The sequence below is a fragment of the Cryobacterium sp. MP_3.1 genome (assembly GCF_035984795.1).
GTDB lineage: Bacteria > Actinomycetota > Actinomycetes > Actinomycetales > Microbacteriaceae > Cryobacterium > Cryobacterium zongtaii.
On sequence record NZ_JAXCHV010000006.1, the window covers coordinates 32,678 to 57,164 of the forward strand.

The 24,487-nt window shown below is 68.3% G+C and carries 22 protein-coding genes and 1 tRNA gene; 17 read left to right on the forward strand and 6 right to left on the reverse strand.

Annotation, left to right across the window (positions count from 1 at the left end; translation table 11 throughout):
* Window positions 1-11: 11 nt before the first annotated feature.
* The 5 genes from RCH12_RS05605 to RCH12_RS05625 all read left to right on the forward strand — a co-directional run bounded on the left by RCH12_RS05605 (window position 12) and on the right by RCH12_RS05625 (window position 5,115).
* Window positions 12-1,091, forward strand: a complete 1,080-nt coding sequence (locus RCH12_RS05605; RefSeq protein WP_327016282.1) for a hypothetical protein — start codon at window positions 12-14, stop codon at window positions 1,089-1,091.
* Window positions 1,092-1,182: 91 nt separating this feature from the next.
* Entirely contained in the window at window positions 1,183-2,241 is a 1,059-nt protein-coding gene (locus RCH12_RS05610; protein ID WP_327016283.1) for a WxL protein peptidoglycan domain-containing protein, read from the forward strand.
* 130 nt (window positions 2,242-2,371) lie between these two features.
* The gene (locus tag RCH12_RS05615; RefSeq protein WP_327016284.1) at window positions 2,372-3,112 is read left to right on the forward strand and encodes a hypothetical protein; all 741 of its coding nucleotides are present in this window, start codon (window positions 2,372-2,374) and stop codon (window positions 3,110-3,112) included.
* 140 nt (window positions 3,113-3,252) lie between these two features.
* Complete coding sequence (locus RCH12_RS05620) at window positions 3,253-4,128, forward strand: sortase (protein ID WP_327016285.1); 876 nt, start codon at window positions 3,253-3,255, stop codon at window positions 4,126-4,128.
* Window positions 4,129-4,146: 18 nt separating this feature from the next.
* Window positions 4,147-5,115 (forward strand): phosphate ABC transporter ATP-binding protein, encoded by a 969-nt coding sequence (locus RCH12_RS05625; protein WP_327016286.1) that lies wholly within the window; start codon window positions 4,147-4,149, stop codon window positions 5,113-5,115.
* An 11-nt stretch (window positions 5,116-5,126) separates the two neighbouring features.
* On the opposite strand, the gene RCH12_RS05630 is transcribed toward RCH12_RS05625, so the two are convergent.
* A complete protein-coding gene (locus RCH12_RS05630) occupies window positions 5,127-5,618 on the reverse strand; it encodes a MarR family winged helix-turn-helix transcriptional regulator (protein ID WP_088456734.1) in 492 nt (163 codons plus the stop codon).
* A 104-nt stretch (window positions 5,619-5,722) separates the two neighbouring features.
* Here RCH12_RS05630 and RCH12_RS05635 point away from each other — a divergent pair.
* The 3 genes from RCH12_RS05635 to RCH12_RS05645 all read left to right on the forward strand — a co-directional run bounded on the left by RCH12_RS05635 (window position 5,723) and on the right by RCH12_RS05645 (window position 8,233).
* Window positions 5,723-5,794: transfer RNA gene (locus RCH12_RS05635), tRNA-Gln, on the forward strand.
* 3 nt (window positions 5,795-5,797) lie between these two features.
* Entirely contained in the window at window positions 5,798-7,255 is a 1,458-nt protein-coding gene (glmU, locus tag RCH12_RS05640; RefSeq protein WP_327016287.1) for a bifunctional UDP-N-acetylglucosamine diphosphorylase/glucosamine-1-phosphate N-acetyltransferase GlmU, read from the forward strand.
* Window positions 7,256-8,233 carry a ribose-phosphate diphosphokinase gene (locus tag RCH12_RS05645; RefSeq protein ID WP_134479672.1) on the forward strand — a complete coding sequence of 326 codons (978 nt, stop codon included), beginning with the start codon at window positions 7,256-7,258 and terminating at the stop codon, window positions 8,231-8,233.
* Window positions 8,234-8,294: 61 nt separating this feature from the next.
* Here the strand turns inward: RCH12_RS05645 and RCH12_RS05650 are convergent, their stop codons facing one another.
* Window positions 8,295-8,594 (reverse strand): DUF1905 domain-containing protein, encoded by a 300-nt coding sequence (locus tag RCH12_RS05650; RefSeq protein WP_327016288.1) that lies wholly within the window; start codon window positions 8,592-8,594, stop codon window positions 8,295-8,297.
* Window positions 8,595-8,612: 18 nt separating this feature from the next.
* The gene (locus RCH12_RS05655; RefSeq protein WP_103461591.1) at window positions 8,613-8,978 is read right to left on the reverse strand and encodes a hypothetical protein; all 366 of its coding nucleotides are present in this window, start codon (window positions 8,976-8,978) and stop codon (window positions 8,613-8,615) included.
* 89 nt (window positions 8,979-9,067) lie between these two features.
* Here RCH12_RS05655 and RCH12_RS05660 point away from each other — a divergent pair, with 89 nt between their 5' ends.
* Together RCH12_RS05660 and RCH12_RS05665 are read left to right on the forward strand one after the other, a co-directional pair.
* Window positions 9,068-10,342: an APC family permease gene (locus RCH12_RS05660; protein WP_327016289.1), complete on the forward strand. Its 1,275-nt coding sequence runs from the start codon at window positions 9,068-9,070 to the stop codon at window positions 10,340-10,342.
* Window positions 10,343-10,518: 176 nt separating this feature from the next.
* A complete protein-coding gene (locus tag RCH12_RS05665; RefSeq protein WP_327016290.1) occupies window positions 10,519-11,475 on the forward strand; it encodes a type IV toxin-antitoxin system AbiEi family antitoxin domain-containing protein in 957 nt (318 codons plus the stop codon).
* Window positions 11,476-11,641: 166 nt separating this feature from the next.
* Here the strand turns inward: RCH12_RS05665 and gndA are convergent, their stop codons facing one another.
* The gene (gene gndA, locus RCH12_RS05670; RefSeq protein ID WP_442784560.1) at window positions 11,642-13,045 is read right to left on the reverse strand and encodes an NADP-dependent phosphogluconate dehydrogenase; all 1,404 of its coding nucleotides are present in this window, start codon (window positions 13,043-13,045) and stop codon (window positions 11,642-11,644) included.
* 120 nt (window positions 13,046-13,165) lie between these two features.
* On the reverse strand, window positions 13,166-13,879 hold the full coding sequence (locus RCH12_RS05675) for a FadR/GntR family transcriptional regulator (protein ID WP_327016342.1): 714 nt from the start codon (window positions 13,877-13,879) through the stop codon (window positions 13,166-13,168).
* Window positions 13,880-14,098: 219 nt separating this feature from the next.
* Here RCH12_RS05675 and RCH12_RS05680 point away from each other — a divergent pair, with 219 nt between their 5' ends.
* Genes RCH12_RS05680 through mfd form a run of 3 tightly spaced genes read left to right on the forward strand, consistent with a single transcriptional unit; the run spans window position 14,099 to window position 19,009 of the window.
* Window positions 14,099-14,716 carry a 50S ribosomal protein L25/general stress protein Ctc gene (locus RCH12_RS05680; protein ID WP_327016292.1) on the forward strand — a complete coding sequence of 206 codons (618 nt, stop codon included), beginning with the start codon at window positions 14,099-14,101 and terminating at the stop codon, window positions 14,714-14,716.
* A 46-nt stretch (window positions 14,717-14,762) separates the two neighbouring features.
* Window positions 14,763-15,350 (forward strand): aminoacyl-tRNA hydrolase, encoded by a 588-nt coding sequence (gene pth / locus RCH12_RS05685; protein ID WP_088456727.1) that lies wholly within the window; start codon window positions 14,763-14,765, stop codon window positions 15,348-15,350.
* A 23-nt stretch (window positions 15,351-15,373) separates the two neighbouring features.
* Entirely contained in the window at window positions 15,374-19,009 is a 3,636-nt protein-coding gene (gene mfd, locus RCH12_RS05690) for a transcription-repair coupling factor (RefSeq protein ID WP_103429772.1), read from the forward strand.
* Here mfd and RCH12_RS05695 read toward each other — a convergent pair.
* Window positions 18,936-20,144: a Na+/H+ antiporter NhaA gene (locus tag RCH12_RS05695; RefSeq protein ID WP_327016293.1), complete on the reverse strand. Its 1,209-nt coding sequence runs from the start codon at window positions 20,142-20,144 to the stop codon at window positions 18,936-18,938. The genes mfd and RCH12_RS05695 overlap by 74 nt on opposite strands.
* Window positions 20,145-20,267: 123 nt before the next feature.
* Here RCH12_RS05695 and RCH12_RS05700 point away from each other — a divergent pair, with 123 nt between their 5' ends.
* From RCH12_RS05700 to eno, 4 genes are all read left to right on the forward strand, one after another.
* Window positions 20,268-21,005 (forward strand): MazG family protein, encoded by a 738-nt coding sequence (locus tag RCH12_RS05700; protein WP_327016294.1) that lies wholly within the window; start codon window positions 20,268-20,270, stop codon window positions 21,003-21,005.
* A 32-nt stretch (window positions 21,006-21,037) separates the two neighbouring features.
* A complete protein-coding gene (locus tag RCH12_RS05705) occupies window positions 21,038-21,571 on the forward strand; it encodes a ferritin (RefSeq protein ID WP_088456723.1) in 534 nt (177 codons plus the stop codon).
* A gap of 43 nt (window positions 21,572-21,614) precedes the next feature.
* Window positions 21,615-22,868 (forward strand): histidine--tRNA ligase, encoded by a 1,254-nt coding sequence (gene hisS / locus RCH12_RS05710; RefSeq protein ID WP_103429769.1) that lies wholly within the window; start codon window positions 21,615-21,617, stop codon window positions 22,866-22,868.
* A 176-nt stretch (window positions 22,869-23,044) separates the two neighbouring features.
* Complete coding sequence (eno, locus tag RCH12_RS05715; RefSeq protein ID WP_088456721.1) at window positions 23,045-24,325, forward strand: phosphopyruvate hydratase; 1,281 nt, start codon at window positions 23,045-23,047, stop codon at window positions 24,323-24,325.
* Window positions 24,326-24,487: the final 162 nt, after the last annotated feature.

A 24,487-nucleotide genomic window follows, 5' to 3' on the forward strand; every position in this document is an offset into this window, starting at 1 on the left:
AAGGACCTGAAATGTATCTGAATAGGAAATCCAGGGTCGCCGCCGTCGGCGTCGTGACCCTCGCCATCCTCGCCGCCTCGGCGACCGCCGCCTCGGCTGCCGAAGCACCAGCCAGTGACGCGCCGCTGTACATCTGGGATGGAAACACCGCCGAGCTCGTCCCCGCCGGACACTCCATGGGCTGGGATGAGACCGTCGTCTCATCGCCCTCCGAAACCGACCCGAGTGTGCACCTGATGTGCCCGGCCGGTTCGGAGAGCGCCAACCAGTTCCTCTCGGCCGTCGGCCAAGAGCGCACCGTGCTCAACTGGACCGCATCCTCGTCGGGCGGGTTCGACCCGTCGGTGGACCTGGGAGTCCTGCTGGCCCCGCTCACCCCGGAAACCCTGATCGACGGTCTGCCCGGCCAGGCCGCCGCAAAGGCCGCCGGCGGAACCTACAGCCTGGGTGTCGCGTGCACCATCAACAACGGTGTGACCGTTGTTGGCGCCTTCTACCGCACCATCACGGTCGACCCCGGCACCGGTGTCTGGCGCGCTGCGGCGGTCGAAGGCGGCACGCCGACCGACCCGACCGACCCGACCGACCCTGCCCCTGAGGGCACCTCCGGAACGATCGCCCTGGCACCGACTGTCGTCGGTGCCACCAACGGCGTGCTGGCGCTGACGGTTCCGGCGGGCGCTGCGGCGACCTTCGGCACCCCGTCGCTGGTGAACAACAAGTCGACCACCACCGGTACCCTCGGTGCCGTTACGGTGAACGACGGTCGTGTCCTGACGCTCAACGGCTGGGACCTGACTGCCAATGTCGCTGACTTCGTGAACTCCGCGGACACAACCAGCATCATCGGCAAGACCCAGCTCGGCGTTGCGCCGTCGGTCACCGCGACCGGTACCACGGCGACGGGTGTCACCGCCGCCGCCGCGCAGGTCGCCGGTTCTGCCTCCTACCCGGCGGCTTTCGCCGCCGCGGCGGCAGGCAACACCGTCGGCGCCAGCGTGTTGAACGCCGGCCTGACCTTTGTCGCTCCCCAGGCGAAGGCGGCGGGTACCTACACGTCGACCATGACCCTGACGGTCGTCTCGAAGTAATCAGCACCTGAATGACGGGGGAGGGGCGGTGTCTGACGCCGTCCCTCCCCTCCTCACCCCGTACCTTCCGCCAGAAAAGAGGTCGCTGACCGTGACTAACCGCCGCACCCGCTCCCGCCGTCTCGCCCTCGTCTCGTCGGGTTTGCTCGTCACCCTGGGACTTACCGTGGGCCTCGGTGCCGCCGGCGCCTGGGCGGATGACTCAGACGGTATCGCCGGATCCCCGGCGGCCAACGGCAGCGTCGACCAGACCCGTTCGCGCTACAGCTATCAGGTCGACCCCGGCCAGCAGGTGGCAGATGAATACCTGGTGCAGAACACCGGCACCACCGCGCAGGCCGTCACCGTCTACGCCACCGACGCCTTCAACGCTGACGACGGCAGTTTTTCCCTGCTCGACGGCGGGGTGGAGACCGTCGATGTCGGGCACTGGGTCAGCTTCGACGACGGCGCGAGCAAGGTCGAGGTCACGCTGGAACCCGGCGGCTCCCAGATCATCCCGTTCACGGTAACCGTGCCCGCCGACGCCCAACCCGGCGACCACGCCGGCGGCATCATCGTCTCCGCCCTCTCGCCGGCCGGCCAGGTGTCGGTCGACCGCCGGGTCGCCATCCGGCTCTACGCCAGGGTGAAGGGGGAACTCCAGCCCGGTCTCACCATCAGCAGCATCTCCTCGTCCTACCGCGGTGAGCTGAATCCGTTCGCCGGCGAAACCTCACTCACCATCAGCCTGCAGAACACCGGAAACGTCTCGCTGGGCGCCAACACCGTCGCCCAGGTGCGCGGCATCTTCGGCATCCCTCTGTCTGACCTGATCCGGACGCCGATCCCCGAGATGCTCCCCGGCAGCTCCCGCACCGTCACCATCGTCGTGCCGGGAGTGGGCCCGTGGGTCTACCTCAACCCGCAGGTTTCCCTCGCAGCCACGGTCGACGAAGATGCCCTGCCGCCGGGGCTCCTGCCTTCCGCCCAGCGCAGCAGCGATCTGTTCGTGGTGCCGTGGGCCTTCGTGATCGTGCTGGTCCTTGCCGGGTTCGTCCTGCTCGTCGTGCGACTGAGTCGTTCCAGGGATTCGGCTCGCGCCACGGCCTGGATCGCTTACACGGAGGCTGAGGCCCGCCGCAAAGCCCGCGAGGAAGCCACGGCCTAGCCGCTCCTTCCAGATCTCATCCATTCCGAGGCAGATCATTCGAGCGTGCGCCGCCATTTCTTCCCCGCGCGTTTGCTTGTAGTTTGCTCGACCAACAGCTCAGAGAAAACCGGACCAGACTAACTTGACTGTGCTCATCTCCCACACCGTGCGTCACCTCCTGATCGTGGCGCTCTGCGCGCTGGTGCCCGTGATCGGCCTGATGGGACTCGCCGTCAGCGCCCAGGCGAACGAAGACCCGGATGGGGTGAGCCTCACGGTCAGTGTCCTCGGCTCCACCTCAGCGCCCAGCCCGGCAGCCACGACTCGGGCGAGCACCAGGCCCGCTGCGCCCGTCGCGTCCCTGACCACGCAGGTGACCCCGGTGGGATCCGCGGCCACGGAGGCGCTGGGAACGGACCCCGTCGTCATGGCCGGCGTCCTCGCCGTGAGCGGGCTCACCGCGACCGCACACCCGACCGCGGGTCCCGACGGCGGGGACATCGTGCTCACGTTCACGGTGAAAAACCTCACCGACAATCCGATCAGCTCGTCCCTCCGGTTCTGGGTGGACAACGCCGTCGGCCTAGAAATCCGTGCCGCGGATGACTCCTCGCTCACCGACCTGCCCGGTGGTGAAACCCGCACCGTCACCACGACCTTCACCGATGTGAGCCAGTGGAGCGTCTTCAACAGCCACGTGACCCTGACCCCGCCGGACAGTGTCGACGGCACCGCGCTGACTCCGGTCACCCGGGACGCACTGCTTCTGGTTCCGCCGTACTTCGTACTGCTGGTAGCCGCTCTGGTCGTCGGCCTGTCCGTTGCCGCTCGCTATGCGCTCCTCACCAAGAGGCTCTTTCCCGTCAGCGTCGCGGAAACCGCATCGTGACCCTGACCAGGCCGCCGCGCGGCTGGAAGCCGGGCCGGGCTCCTGAGCCGTCATACGAACAACCTGACGCTCCAACGCCCGTCGGATCACAGCCGCCCAGGGGATGGCGCCCGCGCCAGCCGCCGAAACCGCCGCGCCGCATGCCGGCACCGCCGACCGTGCTTGTCCTCACCCCGGCTGACCTGCTGCTGCGGACCATCCTGGCGATCGTCGCCGCGTTGATCTTCGGCTTCCTCGCCAACCTCACGGTGTTGGGAAACCTGCAGCACCTCGTCTCCCAGCAGCAGCTCACCGACACGCTGCGGGTGGAACTGGCCCAGGGAACGGCGCCGGTGAGCGAGGGAACCGTTGACAAGGTGCTCCTGGCGGACGGCGCCCCTCTCGCGATCATCGACATCCCCTCGCTCGGCGTGCACGAGGTTATTGTCGAGGGCTCCGATTCCGGGACCACCCGCCTGGGTCCCGGGCACCGCCGCGACACTGTGCTGCCCGGCCAGGCCGGCATCAGCGTGGTCATGGGCCGGGCCGCCGCGTACGGCGGGCCGTTCGCGCGCATCCAGGAATTGGCGCCCGGCCAGGTGTTCACCGTGCTCACCGGCCAGGGCGAGCAGACCTTCGAAGTGATCGGGGTGCGCTACGCCGGAGATCCGGCACCGACCCCGCTGGCCGCGGGGGAGAGCCGGCTGATTCTCGAGACCGCGCGCGGGGCGGCCTTCGTGCCGGGCGGCGTGGCCAGGGTGGATGCCGTTCTGACGAGCGAGACGCAGCCGGCGGGCATCCGCCAGACCAGCTATCTCACTCTGCCGGCGTCGCACAAAGAACTGGCAACCGACACCACGACGGTGTGGGCGCTGGCCTTCGCTCTCCAATTCTTCCTCCTGATCGAACTGGCGATGATCTGGTCCTTCCGCCGCGTCGGCCTGCAGAAGGCCTGGACGGTTTTCATCCCGATCGTCGCAGTCGGTGGGCTCTTCGTCGCCGATCAGGCCGTGCGACTCCTCCCCAACCTGCTCTAGCGAACGAAACGAGTCCTCATGACCCAGTCCACCCAGGATGCCGAGCTGACGCAGGTGCTGCCGGCCGTGACGACGGCCCCTCGCCCCGCTCACCCGGACGACCGAGCTCAGCCCGACCGTCGGGCGCGCCGGTCCCGCGGCTTCGCCTTTCCGACCCGCCTGGGCACACGAACCCCGACCGCCGGGCTGACCATCGCGCTAGAGCCGCGACCGCTGGCCACACTGGAGGGGCGCAATGTGTCCGCCTGGTTCGGTGAGCGGCAGGTGCTCGACAGGGTGAACCTGACCATGCCGGCGGGCGTCATCACCTCCCTGATCGGCCCATCCGGCTGCGGAAAGTCGACATTCCTGCGCATCCTGAACCGGATGCACGAGCTCGTGCCGTCAGCGAGCCTGGCCGGCGAGGTGCTGCTCGACGGAGAGGACATTTACGATCCGGAACGCAAACTCGTCGACGCCCGCAAGCACATCGGCATGGTTTTCCAGAAGCCCAACCCGTTTCCGGCCATGTCGATCTACGACAACGTCATTGCCGGGCTCACCCTCACCGGCGTCCGTGCCTCGAACGACGAGAAGGACTATCTGGTCGAGAGCTGCCTGACCAAGGCCGGGCTGTGGACCGAGGTTCGGGACCGGTTGCGTGCCCCCGGCGGCAGGCTGTCCGGCGGGCAGCAGCAGCGTCTGTGTATTGCCAGGTCCCTCGCGGTGACCCCTCGGATCCTGCTGATGGACGAACCGTGCTCGGCCCTGGACCCCACGTCGACCCGGGTGATCGAGGAGACCATGCTCGAGCTGGCCCACGAGGTCACGATCGTCATCGTCACCCACAACATGCAGCAGGCCCAGCGGGTCTCCCAGAACTGCGCGTTCTTCCTCGCCGCCCAAGGCACCCCCGGCGGGATCGTCGAGCACGGGCCGACCGACCTGATGTTCGGCGACCCGATCGACAGCCGCACGGCGGACTACGTCAACGGCCGGTTCGGATAGCCGGCGTGGGCTCAGTCGAAGTCGAGGCTGAGCTTGCGCAGGAGGGCGGCGAGGCGCTCCTGGTCGGCTGAGGGCAGGCTGGCGAGAAGGGCCGCCTCGGCGTCGACCAGACGGGTGATCGCGGCATCCACCCGGGTCAATCCGCCGGCGGTCATGCCCACAAAGATGCCGCGGCCGTCGTTGGGGTCGGTGCGGCGGGTGACCAGGCCCCGTTCGACCAGCCTGTCGATACGGTTGGTCATGGTTCCGCTGGACACCAGGGTCTGCTGCAGCAGCAGCTTCGGGCTCAGCTCGAACGGGGCGCCGGCCCGGCGGAGCGCCGACAGCACGTCGAATTCCCAGGAGTCCAGCTCCGACCGCGAGAACGCGGTGCGGCGGGCACGGTCCAGATGCTTACTCAGCCGGGCGACGCGGGAGAACACCTGAAGGGGCGCGAAATCCAGGTCGGGGCGCTCCCGCAACCAGGCATCAACGATCCGGTCGACTTCGTCATGAGCAGGCATCCGTCCATTATCCGGTTTTCGTCGACCCCGGAAACCGCGGATGACGCGGGGCGTCCGCGCATCTGGCAGACTTGACTCCGTTGCCCGGCCCCGAGCCGACGCAATCCGCCGTGGTGTAATGGCAGCACGACAGCCTTTGGAGCTGTTAGGTCTAGGTTCGAGTCCTGGCGGCGGAGCTCATGTGTGAGAGCACAGTTGAGAGGACCACAGTGACCGATTCCCGCCTCGCTATCATCGTGCTGGCCGCCGGCCAGGGCACCCGCATGAAGTCCAGCCTGCCCAAGCTCATGCATCCGCTCGCCGGACTGCCGCTCATCAGCCATGTGCTGGCCACGGCCCGTGCCCTGGATGCCGCGCACGTGATCACGGTGCTCCGGCACGAGCGTGAGCGCCTGGCCGAGCTCGTCGCCCTCGACCTGCCGGAGAGCCTGCTCGTCGATCAGGACGAGATCCCCGGAACCGGTCGTGCCGTGGAGCAGGCCGTCGCCGCGCTGCCCGCCGACTTCGACGGTGACGTGCTCGTGATCAGCGGTGACGTGCCGCTGCTGAACGCCGCGACCCTGGCGAACTTCATCGAGGCGCACCGCGAACGTGCCGAGGTGTCCGCCACCGTGCTGTCGGCGTTCCCGACCGACGTCACCGGCTACGGCCGCATCATCCGCAGCGACGATGGCGGCTTCGACCGGATCGTGGAACACAAGGACGCCAACGACGACGAGCGCGCCGTCGACGAGATCAACGCCGGCGTGTACATCTTCGGCCTGTCCGAACTGCGCGACCAGCTGGCCAGACTCACCACCGACAACGTGCAGGGCGAGAAGTACCTCACCGACGTGATCGGTCTGCTGCGCGCCGCCGGGTCAGAGGTGCGTGCCGTGCCGGTGGCGGATGCCTGGCTCGTTGCAGGCATCAACGACAGGGCCCAGCTCAGCGACACCGCCGCCAAGCTCAACGCCGTCATCGTGCGGGGCTGGCAGCTGGCCGGTGTGACCGTGCAGGACCCGGCCACCACCTGGATCGACCTCAAGGCCACGCTCGCGAACGACGTGACCCTGCTGCCGGGCACCCAGATCCTCGGTTCCACCACGGTGGCCACCGGAGCAATCGTCGGCCCGGACACCACCCTGCTCGACTGCGAGATCGGCGAGGGAGCCACGGTCAAGCGCACCGACGGCACTCTCGCGGTGATCGGCGCCGGCGCCACCGTCGGCCCGTTCGCCTACTTGCGGCCGGGCACCTGGCTCGGCGCCGACGGCAAGATCGGCACCTTCGTGGAGACCAAGAACGCCGTCATCGGCGAGGGCAGCAAGGTGCCGCACCTCAGCTACGTCGGCGACGCCACGGTCGGGGTGCACTCCAACATCGGTGCCGGCACGATCTTTGCGAACTACGACGGCGTGACCAAGAACCCGTCGGTGATCGGGTCCCATGTGCGCACCGGGTCGCACAACGTGTTCGTCGCGCCGATTAGAATCGGTGACGGAGCCTACACGGGCGCCGGAACTGTGGTCCGTAAGGACGTGCAGGCCGGGGCGCTCGCGATCAACGTGGCTCCGCAACGCAATATGGTCGGTTGGGTAGAGACCAACCGGCCGGGAACAGATGCGGCGACAGCCGCGTCACAGAGCGGAGACTAGGTGCCTGGAATCAAGAGCAGCGGCGAGAAGAAATTGGTGCTCATCTCGGGGCGAGCACACCCACAACTCGCGATCGACATCGCCGCAGAACTTGGTTCGGAGCTGATCCCCACCGACGCGCGTACCTTCGCCAACGGCGAGATCTACGCCAGGTTCGACGAGAGTGTGCGCGGTGCCGACGCGTTCGTCATCCAGTCGCACACCAACCCCATCAACGAGTGGTTGATGGAACAGCTGATCATGGTGGATGCGCTCAAGCGTGCGTCGGCCAAGCGGATCACCGTGGTCGCGCCGTTCTACCCGTACGCCCGTCAGGACAAGAAGGGTCGCGGTCGCGAGCCGATCTCCGCCCGCCTCGTCGCCGACCTGTTCAAGGTGGCCGGCGCCGACCGCATCATGTCGGTCGACCTGCACGCCGCCCAGATCCAGGGCTTCTTCGACGGCCCCGTCGACCACCTCTTCGCCATGCCGGTGCTGCTCGAGCACTTCCGGGCCAAGCTGGACCCGTCCACTCTCACCATCGTGTCGCCGGACATGGGCCGCGTGCGCGTCGCCGACATCTGGAGCGACAAGCTCGGCGCCCCGCTGGCGATCATCCACAAGCGCCGCGACCCCCTGGTACCCAACCAGATCACCGTTCACGAGATCGTCGGAGAGGTCAAGGGCCGGGTCTGCCTGATCGTCGACGACCTGATCGACACCGGCCGCACCATCGTGCAGGCCGCGGAGGCGCTCATGGCCGCCGGCGCCATCGGTGTCGTCGTCGCCGCAACACACGCCGTCTTCAGCCCGCCCGCGCTTGAGCTGCTGCAGAACGACGCCATCCAGGAAGTCGTCGTCACCGACACCCTTCCGATCCCCGAGGACAAGCGTTTCCCCACGCTGACCGTGCTGCCGATCGCGCCGCTGCTGGCGCGCGCCATCCACGAGGTCTTCGACGAGGGATCCGTCACATCGATGTTCGAGGGCGCCGCGTAAGGCTCGCACTCAGCACGTTCGCGGTTGGCCGGTCCCGTTTCGGGGCCGGCCTTGTCGCGTTTCAGAGCACGAGTTCGACGGTGACCGTCGCCGTGTCGCCCACGTCGATCTTTTCGGCCTGGCGGATGGCCTTCTTCACCGGTAGAACAAACCGGCCGGTGGCGCTCTCGGGGAAGATCGAGGTGGCCCACCTGGAGTCGTTGATGGCGACCCGCACTCGCTGGGAGCCGAAGCCGACCCGCAGTCCGTCGGTGAGCTCCCGGATCTCGTCGGACTGGTCAGCGGGCAGCGAGACGAACACCCACGCGTTCATGCTCTCGATGTTCCACAGTGCCGTCGTGAAGGTGAAGGTGGGTCCCATCGGGCGCCTTTCGTCGGACTAGGTCGTGACGCCGGCGGCCGGCGGGCGGAACGGGCCCGGGATGATGCCCAGCGGCATGACGAAAGTCTGGCGTTCGTTCTGGTCGATGGCGTAACACTGCCAGCCGAAGCCGCCCGCCCCGACCAGCTCGAACCTGGCGTCGATGCCCTCGGAGAGCGGGTAGTAGCGCGTCACCGCCGCGGCGCAGGCCCTGGCGGCCGTGGCCGAAGCGATGCTCATGGTGGTGAGCACGCCGGGCACGAGCAGGGCGACGAGGCCGAGGATCACGGTGATGCGCATGAGCAGCACCATCCGCCGGCCGCGGAGGGGCCGGGAGGAGTCCGTCGGTTCGTAACCGGAAAGTTCGGGGTGAAAATCGCTCATGAGTGCCCTCCAGTAAATCAGATCGCGCCGGATTGAGGGTGCCCGATCGCGGATGCCTGCGGTTCACCTTGCGGCCGTATCCTTGCCGCATGCACGCTACGGATCGGCGGGAGGGCCAGGGTGCCCTCCAGCGGCACCTCGGTACCGTCGGGGCGATGGTGCTGGGCCTGGCCGCGATGATCGGCGCCGGGGTGTTCTACGTGTGGGTGCCCGCGGCGGCCGCCGCCGGCTCCGGTCTGCTGATCGGGCTGGTCCTGGCGGGGCTGGTCGCCTCGCTCAATGCCCTGAGCTCGGCGCAGCTGTCGATGAGCCATCCGGTGTCCGGGGGAGTCTATGTGTTCGGGCGGGCGACCCTCGGCCCGTGGTGGGGGTTCTCCGCCGGCTGGTTGTTCCTGGCCGGCAAGACCGCTTCGGCCGCGGCCATCGCCTCGATCCTGGGCGGCTATCTGTGGCCCGAGCAAGCCCGGCCGGTGGCCGTGTTGGCGATCCTGGTGCTCGGAGCCGTCAACCTGGCCGGTGTGCGGAGCACCGCCAGGCTCAGCGCGGCGGTGGTGTTCCTGGTGCTCGGCGGGCTGCTCGTGCTGGTGGTCGTGGTGGCTGCCGGTCTCGCCGGCGGGTCGCTCACGGCGTCCTTCGACACCGGGTCGCTGCTGGCCGGCGGCGGGGCGGGCATCCTGCAGTCGGCCGGCCTGCTCTTCTTCGCGTTCGCCGGCTACGCCCGCATGGCCACGCTGGGGGAGGAAGTACGGAACCCCCGCCGCACCCTGCCGCGAGCGATCGTGGCCGCCCTCGGCGTCACCCTGGTGGTCTACGCGGTGATCGGAGTGCTCTGCGTGCTCGTGCTCGGACCAGCGGGCCTGGCGGCCTCAGTCTCGCCGCTGGCCGACCTCGTCGGCGGTGCGGAGCCATGGACCGGCATCGTCCGGGTGCTGGCGGCCATCGCTTGCCTGGGCTCGTTGGCGGGCATCCTGGCCGGACTCAGCCGCACCGGGCTGGCGATGGCGAGGGGCGGCGACCTGCCGGGCGCACTCGGCCGCGTGTCGCCCACCCTGAACACACCGGTGTCGGCGGAGGTGGCCATGGGCCTGGTCGCGGTGCTCGGCGTGCTGCTGCTGGATGCCGCCCGGCTGGTGGGCTTCTCGGCCTGTGCGGTGCTGGTCTACTACGCGATCGCCCACCTGGCCGCCCTGCGGCAGCCGGCCGAGCAGCGCTGGCTGCCCCGCTGGGTGCAGTACCTGGGCGTGGCCGGCTGCCTGCTCCTGGCCCTGACCCTGCCCTGGCCGGGGGTCGTCGCCGCGTTCGGCTGGCTGGCGCTGGGCCTAGTCGGCCGCGCCCTGCGCCTGTCCCGCTCCGCCTCGAGCTAACTGTTGCCCGATCGGACATTTGCGTCCGGTGCGCCGGGCGCAAATGTCCGCTTCGGCAACAGAAGTAGGCGACCCCGTGGGCGGGGGCCCGGCCTCCACAGGGTACCGGCGGCGCGATTGTGCACAGGCGGCGGTAGATTCCGTTGTTCCAGAGCGTCGGATGTGACGCTCCAGCCATGACCATTGACCGGCTGGACCCAGAAACAGGCCTGTTCCTCGTGAAGAAGATCGGCGTGAGCGACACCGACGCGAGGCTCGCCCGGCGGGAGGTCGACCTCGGCTCGGCCACCCGGCTCAGGCGTGGCGTCTTCACGACGGCTGAGCGCTGGCGGAGCATCGACCCCGGGCAGAGATACCTGGACCGGATCCGGGCCGTCGTGGAGACCCGGAAATACGATCCCGTGGTCAGCCACCAGTCAGCGGCGGCACTGTGGGGAATCCCGCTTGGCAGTCCGTGGCCGCACGCCGTGCATGTGCTTGCGAGGCCGGCGTCGCACGCACGCAGCAAGAACGGGGTGCTGGTGCACCGTTCCGAGTTCGAGTGGGAGGAGATCGTCGAGATCGACGGAGTGCTCGTGACCAGCCCGGCGCGCACCCTGCTCGACCTCGCCAGAACCGTGAGCTTCGCGGATGCCGTCGTGGCGCTCGACCACGCACTCAACCCGGACCGCGCGGACCCTCGGGTACTCGTTTACGCCGAGGAGCTGTCCGAGGCACTGGCCAGGGTCGTCTCGGCGCGTGGGCTGGTCAGGGCGCAGCGGGCCATCGACTTTGCCCGCCCGAACGCGGCCAACCCTGGGGAGTCGCTGAGCCGGGTCTCGATCTTCGAGCTGGGCTTTCCCGACCCGGCCCTGCAGACCCGGCATCCCAACCCCCGCGGCGGCTGGTACTTCACCGACCACGAGTGGCTGGCGTTCATGGTGATCGGGGAATTCGACGGGAAGGGCAAATATCTCAAGGAGGAGTACCTGCGCGGCCGGAGTCCCGGCGAGGTGGTCTACGAGGAGAAGATTCGTGAGGACCACCTGCGTGCCGAGGGCTTCACCGTGGTGCGCTGGGGATGGGCCGAGCTGACCGAACGGGCAGTGTTGCGGCGCATCCTGCGGGACGCCGGACTGCCCGTCATCCGCTGACCTGCTTCGGTGCCCACGCCAACAAGTGTTGCCCGTGCGGACTTCTGCGGCCGGCGTGCCGGGCGCAAATGTCCGCACGGGCAACAGTTGCCGAGCGGGTGGTGCGGGAGCGAGGAACTCCGGGGGAGGGCCCCCTGGTTGGAGGAGCCTCTAGGGCGAGGAGCCTCTAGTGCGAGGATCCCTCGGTGACGATCTCGGTACGGTCGCCGGACCACAGGGTGTGGAAGGTGCCTTCCTTGTCGACGCGCTTGTAGGTGTGCGCCCCGAAGAAGTCGCGCTGGCCCTGGGTGAGGGCAGCGGGAAGGCGGTCAGCACGCAGGCTGTCGTAGTACGCCAGCGACGACGCGAATACCGGCGCGGGGATGCCGGCGTGGGCGGCGTCGGCGACGACGTTGCGCCAGGAGTCCTGGGCCGTGGCGACGACATCGGTGAAGAACGGGGCGGTGACGAGCGAAACGAGACCCGGGTTCTCGGTGTAGGCCTCGGTGATGCGGTTCAGGAAGCGGGCGCGGATGATGCAGCCACCGCGCCAAATCTTCGCGATCTCGCCCTTCTTGATGTCCCAGTTGTACTGCTCCGCGCCGGCGACGATGGCGTCGAAGCCCTGCGAGTAGGCGATGACCTTGGACGCGTAGAGCGCCAGACGGACACCCTCGATGAAGCCATCCACGTCTTCGACGGGGTTGATGCTCGGACCGGGGAGAGCTGCGGCAGCGGCACGCTGCGCGGGCTTGGAGGAGACGGAGCGGGCGAACACGGCCTCGGCGATACCGGACACGGGGATGCCCAGGTCGAGCGCGGTCTGCACGGTCCACACGCCGGTGCCCTTGCTGCCGGCCTGGTCGAGGATGACGTCGACGAGCGGCTTGCCGGTCTCCGCGTCGACCTGCTTGAGGACCTCCGCGGTGATCTCGATGAGGTAGCTCTCGAGGTCGCCCTTGTTCCACTCGGTGAAGATCTCGGAGATCTCGGCCGGGGTCTTGCCGGTTCCGCGACGGATGAGGTCGTACGCCTCGCCGATGAGCTGCATGTCGGCGTACTCGATGCCGTTGTGGATCATCTTGACGAAGTGGCCGGCGCCGTCGGTGCCGACGTGGGTGACGCAGGGCTCGCCGTCGACCACAGCGGCGATGGACTCGAGGATCGGGCCGAGGGTGACGTACGCCTCTGCGGAGCCGCCGGGCATGATGCTGGGGCCCTTGAGAGCGCCTTCCTCACCACCGGAGATGCCGGCGCCGACGAAGTTGATGCCGGTCTCGCGCACAGCCTTCTCGCGGCGGAGGGTGTCGGTGAACAGGGCGTTGCCGCCGTCGACGATGATGTCGCCGGGCTCGAACAGCTCGGTCAGCTGGCTGATCACGGCGTCGGTGCCCTTACCGGCCTGCACCATGATGATCGCGGTGCGGGGGGTCTTGAGCGAGGCGACGAATGCCTCGATGGTCTCGGAGGCGACAAAACCGGCCTCGGGGTGCTCATCCATGAGCAGCCGGGTGCGTTCGGGCGAACGGTTGTACACGGCCACGGTGTTGCCTTCGCGGCTGGCGAGGTTACGGGCGAGGTTGGAGCCCATCACCGCCAGTCCGACAACGCCGATGTTTGCTGAACCGGTTTCTGACACGTGTTCTCCCTTAGATCTGTGAGTTGTGATCATGTTCAAGATTAGTGGCTTACCTAACCCATGTAATCATATTTATAGGGCGGAGGTCGGATCGGCGGCCCAGGTGGGCTGCACCTCGGCGTAGGTACGACGCATGATCCGCTCCATCGCCTCCCGAGCCTTCTGCGGTTGCGCGCCCGAAATCGCCTCGGCGACCTCGGCGTGCAACTGCAGGGTGTTCTCGTGCGGGCGGTCCGGCTGCAGGCCCAGGTCGGTGCGGCCGGACAGGACCGCGGCGACGGCTCCGTCGAGTTTGGCGAACATCTCATTGCCCGACCCCCGCAGCACCAGCCGGTGAAACCGGATGTCCAGCTCCAGAAACGAGGACAGGTCACCCGAGTCGCCCGCCGAGCGCATCAGATCGGCCACATCCATCAGCTCGGCCGCGACCGAGGCCGCCGCATGCCGAGCGGCCAGTTCCGCAGCCATCGGTTCCACCGCGGAGCGCAATTCGGTCAGTGAGCGCAGCTGTTCGCCCTTGCCGGGTCCGAGCAGGCGCCAACGGATGATGGTCGGATCGTAGGCGTTCCAGCTGGACGGTGGCAGAACTCTGATGCCGACCCGTTTGACGGATTCGACGAGGCCCATCGACCCCAGCACCCGGATGGCCTCCCGGATGACCGACCGGCTCACCCCCTGCCGGCGCTCGATCTCGTCGGAGAGCAGGACGGTTCCCGCCGGAACCGTCCCATCGACGATGGACCGTCCGACGTCTTCGGTCACTCGGGTGTGCAGGCTGGGCGGCATGGTCGTCACTTTATCGCCTAGACTGTTGAGTTGAACTTCGGCGAGGGATTCGCGCCAGCCGGGAAACCGGTGCCTGCGAAATCCGTAATCGACGCGGCGAAAAGTCCTCTCAGGCCTTTCCTCACGCTGACATGCGTTCGAGTTGAACCAGCATCCGTACTGCGGGCCCCGTGCCCGCAACACCAATACGGGCACACGAGGCCCGCAAGGAGACACATCATGGCCGAGGCCAAGAACAGCAACAACAAGATTTCCGCAGACGCACGCAACAGCTTCGGCAAGGGCGCGGCCCGCAAGCTGCGCGTGCTGGGCAAGATCCCCGCCGTCATCTACGGCCACGGCACCGAGCCCGTGCACGTGGCACTGCCGGCTCACGAGATCGGCCTGCTGCTGCGTCGCGCGAACGCCGTGCTCGAGCTCGACGTCGAAGGCACCACCCACCTGACCCTGGTCAAGGACGTGCAGAAGGACCCGGTTCGCCAGATCATCGAGCACCTCGACCTCATCGTCATCCGCAAGGGTGAGAAGGTCCAGGTTGAGGTCGCCGTGCACGTCATCGGTGAGACCGCCCCCGGCACCACCGCCGACCTCGACGCCAAGACCCTGCTGCTCGAGGTCGAAGCCACCAACATCCCGCAGAGCGTGAGCGTCGACGTCGAGGGCCTCGAAGACGGCACCCTCATCCACGCCAGCGAGATCACGCTGCCCGACGGCGCGTCGCTCATCTCCGACCCCGAGATGGTCGTCGTCGGCGTGCACCTGCCGGCCGAGGAAGAAGAGGAAGAGGAGGCCGTCGAGGGCGAAGAAGCTCCCGCCGAGGAAGCTGCCGCCGAGTAGTCTTCCCCCTCCACCACCGGACAGAAACTCCGTGTAAAGGAACCCCCTGGACGAGAATCTCTGGCTCGTAGTCGGGCTCGGTAACCCCGGGCCCGGCTACGCCGGTAACCGCCACAACGTCGGCCACATGGTCACGGCCGTACTCGCCGACCGGATGCGCGCGAATTTCAAGAACCACAAGGCGAATTCCGCCGTCGCCGAGGGGCGCAGTTTCCCCGGCGGTCCCAAGCTGATCCTGGCCAAGCCGAACAGCTTCATGAATCTCTCCGGCGGACCCGTCGCGGCCCTGCTCCGGTTCTACTCCCTCGACGTCTCCCGCCTCATCGTCGTGCACGACGAGCTGGACCTGCCCTTCGACACCCTCAAGATCAAGGTGGGCGGCGGCCACGGCGGTCACAACGGGCTGCGCGACATCATCGCCGCCACCGGCAGTAACGAGTTCACCCGCATCCGGATGGGCATCGGCCGGCCGCCCGGCCGGCAGAACGCCGCCGATTTCGTGCTGCACGACTTCTCCAGCACCGAACGCACCACCCTGGGGATCATGCTCGAGGACGCGGCGGATGCGATCGAGATGATCGCCGCAGAGGGCGTCACCGCCGCCCAGCAGAAGTTCCACGCCCCACCCGCGTAGAAAACTACCCGTAGACTTGTGCGGTGATTCTTCAGGGCTTGATTCCGGCGCTTTCGCGTGCCTCCACGTTCGATGCCGCCCTCGCCTTCGCGGCCCGTGACGCCGACTTCTCGCTCACCGAGGGCCTCCGCGCCCCGTTGCTGGCCGCGCTGCTCGAGCAGCGCGACAGGTTGGACAAGGGCCGGGCGCTGCTGATCATCACCGCCACCGGCCGGGAGTCCGAGGCGCTGCGGGAGAACCTGGGCTGCTTCTCCGACGACGCCGAGATCGTCGAGTTCCCCGCCTGGGAGACCCTGCCGCACGAGAGGCTCAGCCCCAGCGCCGAGATCGTCGGCCGCCGCCTCTACGCCCTGCGGCGGATGCGCGACTGGGAGGCAGCGGATGCGGCCACCCGCCGTCCCCTCATCGTGGTGGCCTCCGTGCGCGCCGCCCTGCAGCCCGTGGCCGACAACCTCACCGACTACGACCCGCTCGAGCTCACCGCCGGCGGCCGCGGCCACGACCTCGCCGCCATCGCCGTCGACCTCGTCAACGTGGCGTACGCCCGCGTGGACATGGTCACCCGGCGCGGCGAGTTCGCCGTGCGCGGCGGCATCCTCGACGTGTTCCCGCCGATGGCCGCGCACCCGTACCGCATCGAGTTCTTCGGTGACGAGGTCGAGCAGATCCGCGCCTTCGCGGTCGCCGACCAGCGCTCGATGCCCGAACCCATCGAGTCGGTGACCCTGCCGCCCAGCCGCGAACTGCTGCTCAGCCCCGCCGTGCGCCAGCGCGCCCGGGAGATGCAGCACGAATTTCCCAGCCTGGCGGGACTGCTCGCCAAGGTGGCCGAGGGCATCCCCGTCGAGGGCATGGAGAGCCTCGCGCCCGCCCTCGTCGACAGGCTGGTGCCCGTCACGCACTACCTGCCCCGCCAGGCCGCCGTCGCCGTGATCTCGCCGGAACGGGTCGCCTCCCGCGCCATCAGCCTCGCCGAGACCAACCGGGAATTCCTCTCCGCCGCCTGGAACGCCGCCACCGCCGGCGCCGAGGCCCCCATCGACCTGGCCTCCGGTGACTTCCTCACCCTGGGCACCCTGCGCGACGCCGTGCGGTACTCGGCCCCCGGCGCCGGCGCCAGCGAACGGGTCTGGTGGACGTTGAGCTCCTTCCAGGCCGCGCCCACCGACATCCCGGTGCTGCCCGAACACCGCGAGATCGACGAACTGCTCACCATCCGCATCGAGGGCGACGCCGTGCCGAGCTTCGCCGGCAGCGTCGAGGGCGCCGTCGGGCACCTCTCCACCCGCCTCAAGGACGGTTGGACCGTCGCCGTCGTCGCGCAGGGCGCCGGCCTCGTCGACCGCGCCGCCGACGTCCTCTCCGGCGCCGAACTGCCCGCCCGCATCGTGGAGGAGTTCCCGGCGAACCCGGAACCGGGCATCGCCTACCTGATCAAGGCCTCCATCACTCACGGTTTCGAGATCCCGGAGACCAAGCTCACCCTGGTCAGCGAGAGCGAGTTCTACGGCCGCACCGTCGGCTACGACGCCCGCCAGATCAAGAAGCTCGCCAGCCGGCGGAAGAACGTCGTCGATCCGTTGCAGCTGAAGACCGGCGACCACGTCGTGCACCAGACCCACGGCATCGGCAAGTTCCTCGAACTCACCCAGCGTGAGGTCTCCAGCGGCGGCCGCAACCCGGTCAAGACCACCCGCGAATACCTGGTGCTCGAGTACGCGCCGTCCAAGCGCGGTCACGGCGGCGACAAGCTCTACGTGCCCACCGACCAGCTCGACCTGGTCTCCCGCTACGTCGGCGGCGAGGCGCCCGCGCTGTCCAAGATGGGCGGCAGCGACTGGTCGGCCGCCAAGACCAAGGCCCGCCGCGCTGTGCGCGACATCGCCGTCGAACTCGTCAAGCTCTACTCGGCACGGATGGCCAGCAAGGGTCACGCATTCGGCCCTGACACCCCCTGGCAGCGTGAGCTCGAGGAGGCGTTCCCGTTCGCGGAGACGCCCGACCAGCTGACCACCATCGAGGAGGTCAAGGCCGACATGGAACGGCCCATCCCGATGGACCGGCTGCTGTCCGGTGACGTGGGCTTCGGCAAGACCGAGGTCGCCGTGCGCGCAGCGTTCAAGGCCATCCAGGACGGCAAGCAGGTGGCCATGCTCGTGCCGACCACGCTGCTCGTGCGACAGCACATGGAGACCTTCCAGGAGCGCTTCGCAGGGTTCCCCATCCACCTGCGGGCGCTCAGCCGGTTCCAGACCGACAAGGAATCCCGCGAGACCGTGGCCGGCATGCTCGACGGCACCGTCGATATGGTCATCGGCACCCACCGGCTGTTGTCGGAGAACACGATCTTCAAGGACCTCGGTCTGGTCATCATCGACGAGGAACAGCGTTTCGGTGTCGAGCACAAGGACGCCCTCAAGAAGCTCAAGACCAACGTCGACATCCTCGCCATGAGCGCCACGCCCATCCCGCGGACCCTGGAGATGGCCGTCACGGGCATCCGGGAGATGTCCACCCTGGCCACCCCGCCGGAGGACCGGCACCCGATCCTCACCTTCGTCGGCCCGTACTCCGACCGCCAGGTGGCCGCCGCGATCCGCCGCGAACTGCTGCGCGAGGGCCAGATCTTCTTCGTGCACAACCGCGTCTCCAGCATCAACCGGGTGGCCGCGCAGCTGGCCGAACTGGTGCCGGAAGCCCGCGTCGCCGTGGCGCACGGGCAGCTGCCGGAGGCGCAGCTGGAACAGGTGGTGGTGGACTTCTGGGAGAACAAGTTCGACATCCTGGTCTCCACGACCATCATCGAGACCGGCCTGGACATCGCCAACGCGAACACCATCATCATCGACAGGGCCGACAAGTACGGGCTCAGCCAGCTGCACCAGCTGCGCGGCCGGGTCGGCCGTGCCCGGGAGCGTGCATACGCGTACTTCCTCTACGACGAGAACAAGCCGCTCTCCGAGATCGCGCACGACAGGCTGGCCACCATCGCGGCCAACAACGAACTCGGCGCCGGTATGCAGGTGGCGCTGAAGGACCTCGAGATCCGCGGCGCGGGCAACCTGCTCGGCGGCGAGCAGGCCGGTCACATAGCCGGGGTCGGCTTCGACCTCTACCTGCGCATGATCGGCGAGGCCGTGTCGACCTTCCGCGGTGACGTGGCCGAGGGCCAGACGGAGCTGCGGCTGGAGCTGCCCGTGGACGCGCACATCCCCGAGGAATACGTGGACAGCGAGCGGCTGCGCCTGGAGGCGTATCAGAAGCTCTCCGGCGCCAGCGGGCTCGCGGCCGCCGACGACCAGATCGGGCTCGTGCTCGAGGAGCTCACCGACCGCTACGGCGAACCGCCCGAAGCCGTCACCAACCTCATCGCCGTGTCCAGGCTGCGCCGGCACGCACAGCAGGCCGGCCTCGGTGAGGTCGTCGCGATGGGCTCCAACCTGCGGGTGGCGCCGGTCGACCTGGCCGACTCCATGCAGGTCCGGGTACAGCGGATGTACCCGGGCGCCAAGTATTCGGCCGCGGCCGGATCGATGATCGTGCCGCTGCCGCGCCTGAACGGCGAGCCGCTGGCCGACGCCGCCCTTATAGCGTGGACGGGCTCGCTGCTGGACGCTGTGTTTCCGCGGCCCGTCGATACTGCCGTGCCCGCGCACTGACCACGACGGCCGAGACCAGGATCGCGAAGCCCGAGCCCAGCAACACGGCGAGGGTGGCCTCGTCGACCACCTCGACGCTGCCGGCGAAGGCGAGCGCGCCCATCAGCAGTGACACCGTGAAGCCGATGCCGCCCAGACAAGCGACCATCACGATGTCGACGAACTTGAGCCCGGACCTGGACCCGTTGGGGCGACGGGAAATCAGGCTGCCCAGGCTTCCGGCCAGGGTGATGCCGATCAGCTTGCCCACCGGCAGGGCCACCAGGATGCCCCAAAACGCCGGGCTGAGCTCTGCCAGGCTCACCTGCGGGATGGCCACGAGGGCCGCCGAGAACGCGAACAGCGGCAGGATCACCGCGTTGGAGTACGGCTCGAGCACGTGGTGGGTGCGGCCACCGGGAACCCGGGCCATCACCAGGCCGAGGATCACGCCGGCGATGGTGGCGTGCACGCCGGAGAGATAGGTGAAGTACCAGGTGGCCACGCCGAGGACGATCAGCAGGACGATGATCGGCCACACCGGTTTCCGGCCCAGTACCCACGGCGAACGCGGCTTGAGCAGCCGGCTGGTGACCCCGAAGAGGGTGGCCGTGATCGCCGCGAAGCCGATGTACTGCAGCTCGGGCTCCTGGGTGAAGAAAAACGCGATGATCAGAATCGCCACGAGGTCGTCGAGCACCGCCAGGGCCAGCAGGAACACCCGCACCCGGGTGGGGATCCCACGGCCGAACACCGCCAGCACCCCCAGCGCGAAAGCGATGTCGGTGGCCGTGGGCACCGGCCAACCCGCGGCCAGCCCCGAGCCCTGAGTGAGCAGCAGGTAGATGACGGCGGGAACCGCGACCCCGCCGAGCGCGGCGAGGGCGGGCAGCGCCGCCTTGCCGAAGCTGTTCAGGTCGCCGATCACCAGTTCGCGTTTGAGCTCGATGGCGATGAGGAAGAAGAAGATCGACAGCAGTCCGTCGCTGATCCAGTGCTTGGCCGACAGGTCCAGCCCGAACAGGCCGGTGTGCAGGTGTTCGTTGGCGGCCTCGATTAGCGCCGGACCGAAGGCGAGGTTGGCCATGATCAGGCCGAGCACACCGGCCAGAAGCAGGAATCCGGCGGCGTAGCGTTCGGAACGGATGAAAGTCATGGGGATCCTGTCCACCCGGTGTCAAAGCGGGTCGGTCGTACGTCGTGAGCGAAACACTTCGCCCGCCGACCAGACTTCCCGGCACACCAGCGATCAGTTTAGTCCCGCCGCCTACGATGGAGTGTGACCGAATACGCCCAGCCCACGCCATCCGCCTTCGACGAGCTCGTCGCAACGGTCGCCCGCCTGCGCGCGCCGGGCGGTTGCCCGTGGGACGCCGAGCAGACCCACGCGTCGCTCGTGCAGTACCTCACCGAGGAGACTCACGAGCTGATCGAGGCGATCGAGAGCGGCAGCCGCGACGACCTGCTCGAGGAGCTCGGTGACGTGCTCTACCAGGTGGTCTTCCACGCGAGCATCGCCGCCGAGACACCGGGGGAGGACTTCGACATCCAGGAGGTGGCCGCCCGGATGACCCGCAAGATGGTCGGGCGGCACCCGCACGTCTTCGAGGAGTCCGGCGCTCAGAAGACCACCGACGAGGTCATCGCCGGCTGGGACGACGTCAAGGCCGCCGAGAAGCAGCACCGCACCAGCGTGCTCGACGGCATACCGCAGGGCATGCCGGCGCTGGCGCTGGCCGACAAGGTGCTCGGCCGGGCCCAGAAGATCGGCCTGCTCGAGACGGATGCGCCCGCCCTGCTGCCCATCGACAGCGAGGCCGAGCTGGGCCCGATCCTGCTCGCCATCGTGTCCGCGGCCAAGGCCCAGGGGCTGGACTCCGAGCGGGCGCTGCGCACCGCGCTCCGCGACCTGCAGGACGAGATCCGCGCGGCCGAGCAGGAGAGCGGCGACGGGTCCTTCGGCCTGGCCGACGGCGACCCGGCCGACGCCGGCGTTATCGCGTTCCCCACCGCATAGCGCCAGGCGGTGCGGCCCGCTAACGTCGCAGCATGACCGAAACGACCTTCAACGCGCTCCTCACCCAGCAAATCGGCAACGAGTTCGCCGCGTCCCAGCAATACATCGCCATCGCCACCTGGTTCGACAGCCAGGACCTGCCCCAGCTGGCCGCACACTTCTACCGGCAGTCCGTAGAAGAGCGCAACCACGCGATGATGCTCGTGCAGTACCGGCTCGACCGGGGCCTGGAGGTCGTGATCCCCGGGATCCCCGCCGTGATCAACGGTTTCGCTGACATCGTCGAACCGATCGCGCTGGCCCTCGCGCAGGAACAGCAGGTCACCGCTCAGATCGAGGCGCTCTTCAAAGCCGCCCGCACCGACGGCGACGCCCTCGGCGAGCAGGCCATGCTCTGGTTCCTCAAGGAACAGGTCGAGGAGGTCGCCTCCATGTCGACCCTGTTGACCATCGCCAAGCGCGCCAAGGACAACCTGTTCGACATCGAGAACTTCATCGCCCGCGAGCAGGTCGGTGACGCCGGCGGCGACGCCGACGCGCCCGGAGCCGCCGGCGGCGCGATCTAACGCCGCGGCGGGGTCGGGCCGGGCGACCTGACAGAATTGGGGCATGGCAACAGCAGTGACCCCTCCCCGCGGCATGCGCGACTTCCTCCCGGCCGATAAGGCCACCCGCGAACGGGCTCTGGGCATCATCCGCTCCAGCTTTGCCGCGCACGGTTTCGACGAGATCGAAACGCCCGTGATGGAGGACACCATCAGGCTGCACTCCGGCCTCGGCGGCGACAACGAGAAGCTCGGCTTCGCCGTGCTCAAGCGCGGAATCGGCCCGGCCGACCTCGTGACGGCCGCCGAGGCCGACGACCTGCTCTCCCTGGCCGACCTGGGGCTGCGCTTCGACCTCACGGTGCCGCTGGCCCGGTTCTACGCCAGCCACCGCGCCGAGCTGCCCACGGTGTTCCGCTCCATCCAGATCGCCCCGGTCTGGCGCGCCGAACGCCCGCAGAAGGGCCGCTACCGCCAGTTCGTGCAGTGCGACATCGACATCATCGGCGAGGCCGGCCCGCTTGCCGAGATCGAACTGATCACCGCCACCGTCGCAGCCCTGGACAACCTGGGCCTGACCGGCTGCTCGATCCGCATCAACGATCGCCGCATCCTCACCGCCATGCTCAGCACCTGGGGCGTGGCCGGCAACCTCACCGAACGCGCCCTGATCACCCTCGACAAGCTCGACAAGATCGGTGTGGACGGCGTCGTCACCGAGCTCGGCGGCCTCGGAATCGACACCACCGGCCTGGCCGCCACCCTCGCCGGGTTCAGCGACGCCGGCTGGCCCGACCCGCAGGACGCGCCGGCCTGGCTGGACGCCGCCGCGTACGCCGACCTGTCCGCGCTGCGGGCCGCGCTGCCCGGAGTCGCGCTCGAGTTCGACCCCACCCTGGTCCGCGGGATGGGCTATTACACCGGAACCATCTTCGAGATCAAGCACCCCGACCTGGGCTACTCGCTGGGCGGCGGCGGCCGTTACGACGGCATGATCGGCCGGTTCCTCGGCACCGACGTGCCCGCCTGCGGCTTCTCGATCGGGTTCGAACGCATCGTCGACCTGCTCGCCGGCTCCGACGACGACACCGAGTCCGCCGTCCTGCTCGTTCACGAGAAGGATGCCGACCCGGCCGCCCTCGTCGCGCTCAAGACCGCCCTCGTGGCAGAGGGCCTCCGGGTGCGGCTGGACAAGCGCACCAAGAACCTCAAGGCTCTGCTCGAACGGGCCGGTGCCGCGGGTTACGGCCGGTTCGCGTTCGTGACCGATGACTCCGTCGAGCCCGACGACCTGGTCTTCAAGCCGCTGGCCGGCTGAACCGAGCACCGGCTGAACGGTTGATGTTCCGGCGGTGAACGGGACTTCAGTCCTGAGCGGGCCGACGAACCGGTCACTAGACTGTTCTACGGACTGGAACACAGCGGCGTCTTCCTCAAAATCCACACGGACTTAGAATCCAAAAATCGATACACAGACAGACACAGGAGATAGTTGTGGCTCTTATTGACGCAGTTGTTGCACGCGAAATCCTCGACTCTCGGGGCAACCCGACCGTCGAGGTCGAGGTTTTGCTCGAGGACGGCACGCTGAGCCGTGCCGCCGTACCCTCAGGCGCCTCGACCGGCGCCTTCGAGGCCTACGAGCTGCACGACGGTGACAAGAAGCGTTACCTGGGCAAGGGTGTGCTCAAGGCCGTCGGCTCCGTCACCGACGAGCTCGGCCCGGCCGTCGAGGACCTCGACGCCGCCGACCAGCGCATCATCGACATGGTCCTCAACGAGACCGACGGCACCGTCAACAAGGAGCGCGTCGGCGCCAACGCCATCCTCGGCGTGAGCCTGGCCGTCGCCAAGGCCGCCGCCAGCTCGGCCGACCTGCCCCTCTTCCGTTACCTCGGCGGCCCGAACGCGCACACCCTGCCCGTTCCCATGATGAACATCATCAACGGTGGCTCGCACGCCGACAACGACGTCGACATCCAGGAATTCATGGTTGTCCCGCTCGGCGCTCCCACCTTCAGCGAGGGCCTGCGCTGGGGCGTTGAGGTCTACCACGCCCTCAAGGGCCTGCTGAAGAGCAAGGGCCTGGCGACCGGCCTCGGCGACGAGGGTGGCTTCGCCCCCAACCTGCCCAGCAACCGTGCGGCGCTCGACCTCATCGTCGAAGCCATCACGCTGGCCGGCTACACGCCCGGCACCGACATCGGCCTGGCGCTCGACTGCGCAGCCACCGAGTTCTTCAAGGACGGCGTCTACCACTTCGAGGGCAAGGAACTGACCTCGACCGAGATCGTCGCGTACTACGCCGAACTGCTCGAGGCGTACCCGCTCGTCTCCATCGAAGACCCGCTCGAGGAAGAGGACTGGGAAGGCTACGTCCACCTCACCGCTCAGCTCGGCGACAAGGTTCAGATCGTCGGAGACGACCTGTTCGTCACCAACCCGATCCGCCTGGCCAAGGGCCTCGAGATCAAGGCAGCGAACTCGATCCTCATCAAGGTCAACCAGATCGGCACCCTGACCGAGACGATGGACGCCGTCGCCCTCGCCCAGCGCGCCGGCTACACGACCGTTATCTCGCACCGCTCCGGTGAGACCGAAGACACCTTCATCGCCGACCTCGCGGTCGCCACGGATGCCGGCCAGATCAAGACCGGTGCCCCGGCCCGCAGCGAGCGCGTTGCCAAGTACAACCAGCTCCTGCGCATCGAAGAAGAACTCGGCGAGGCCGCGGTCTACGCCGGCCGTTCCGCGTTCCCGCGTTTCAAGGGCTAATCCCCTCTGAACCACCCGGGCTCCCCGCCTTTCGGACATCGTCCGGGGCGGGGAGCCTTTTTTTGGGCGCGCGCCACCGCCAGGCTGCGGGTTTGCACAGGATCCGGGTTCGCGGGCCGTGGCGAACGGTGCGGGCCGAAAGATCTGGCACTCTAGAACCGG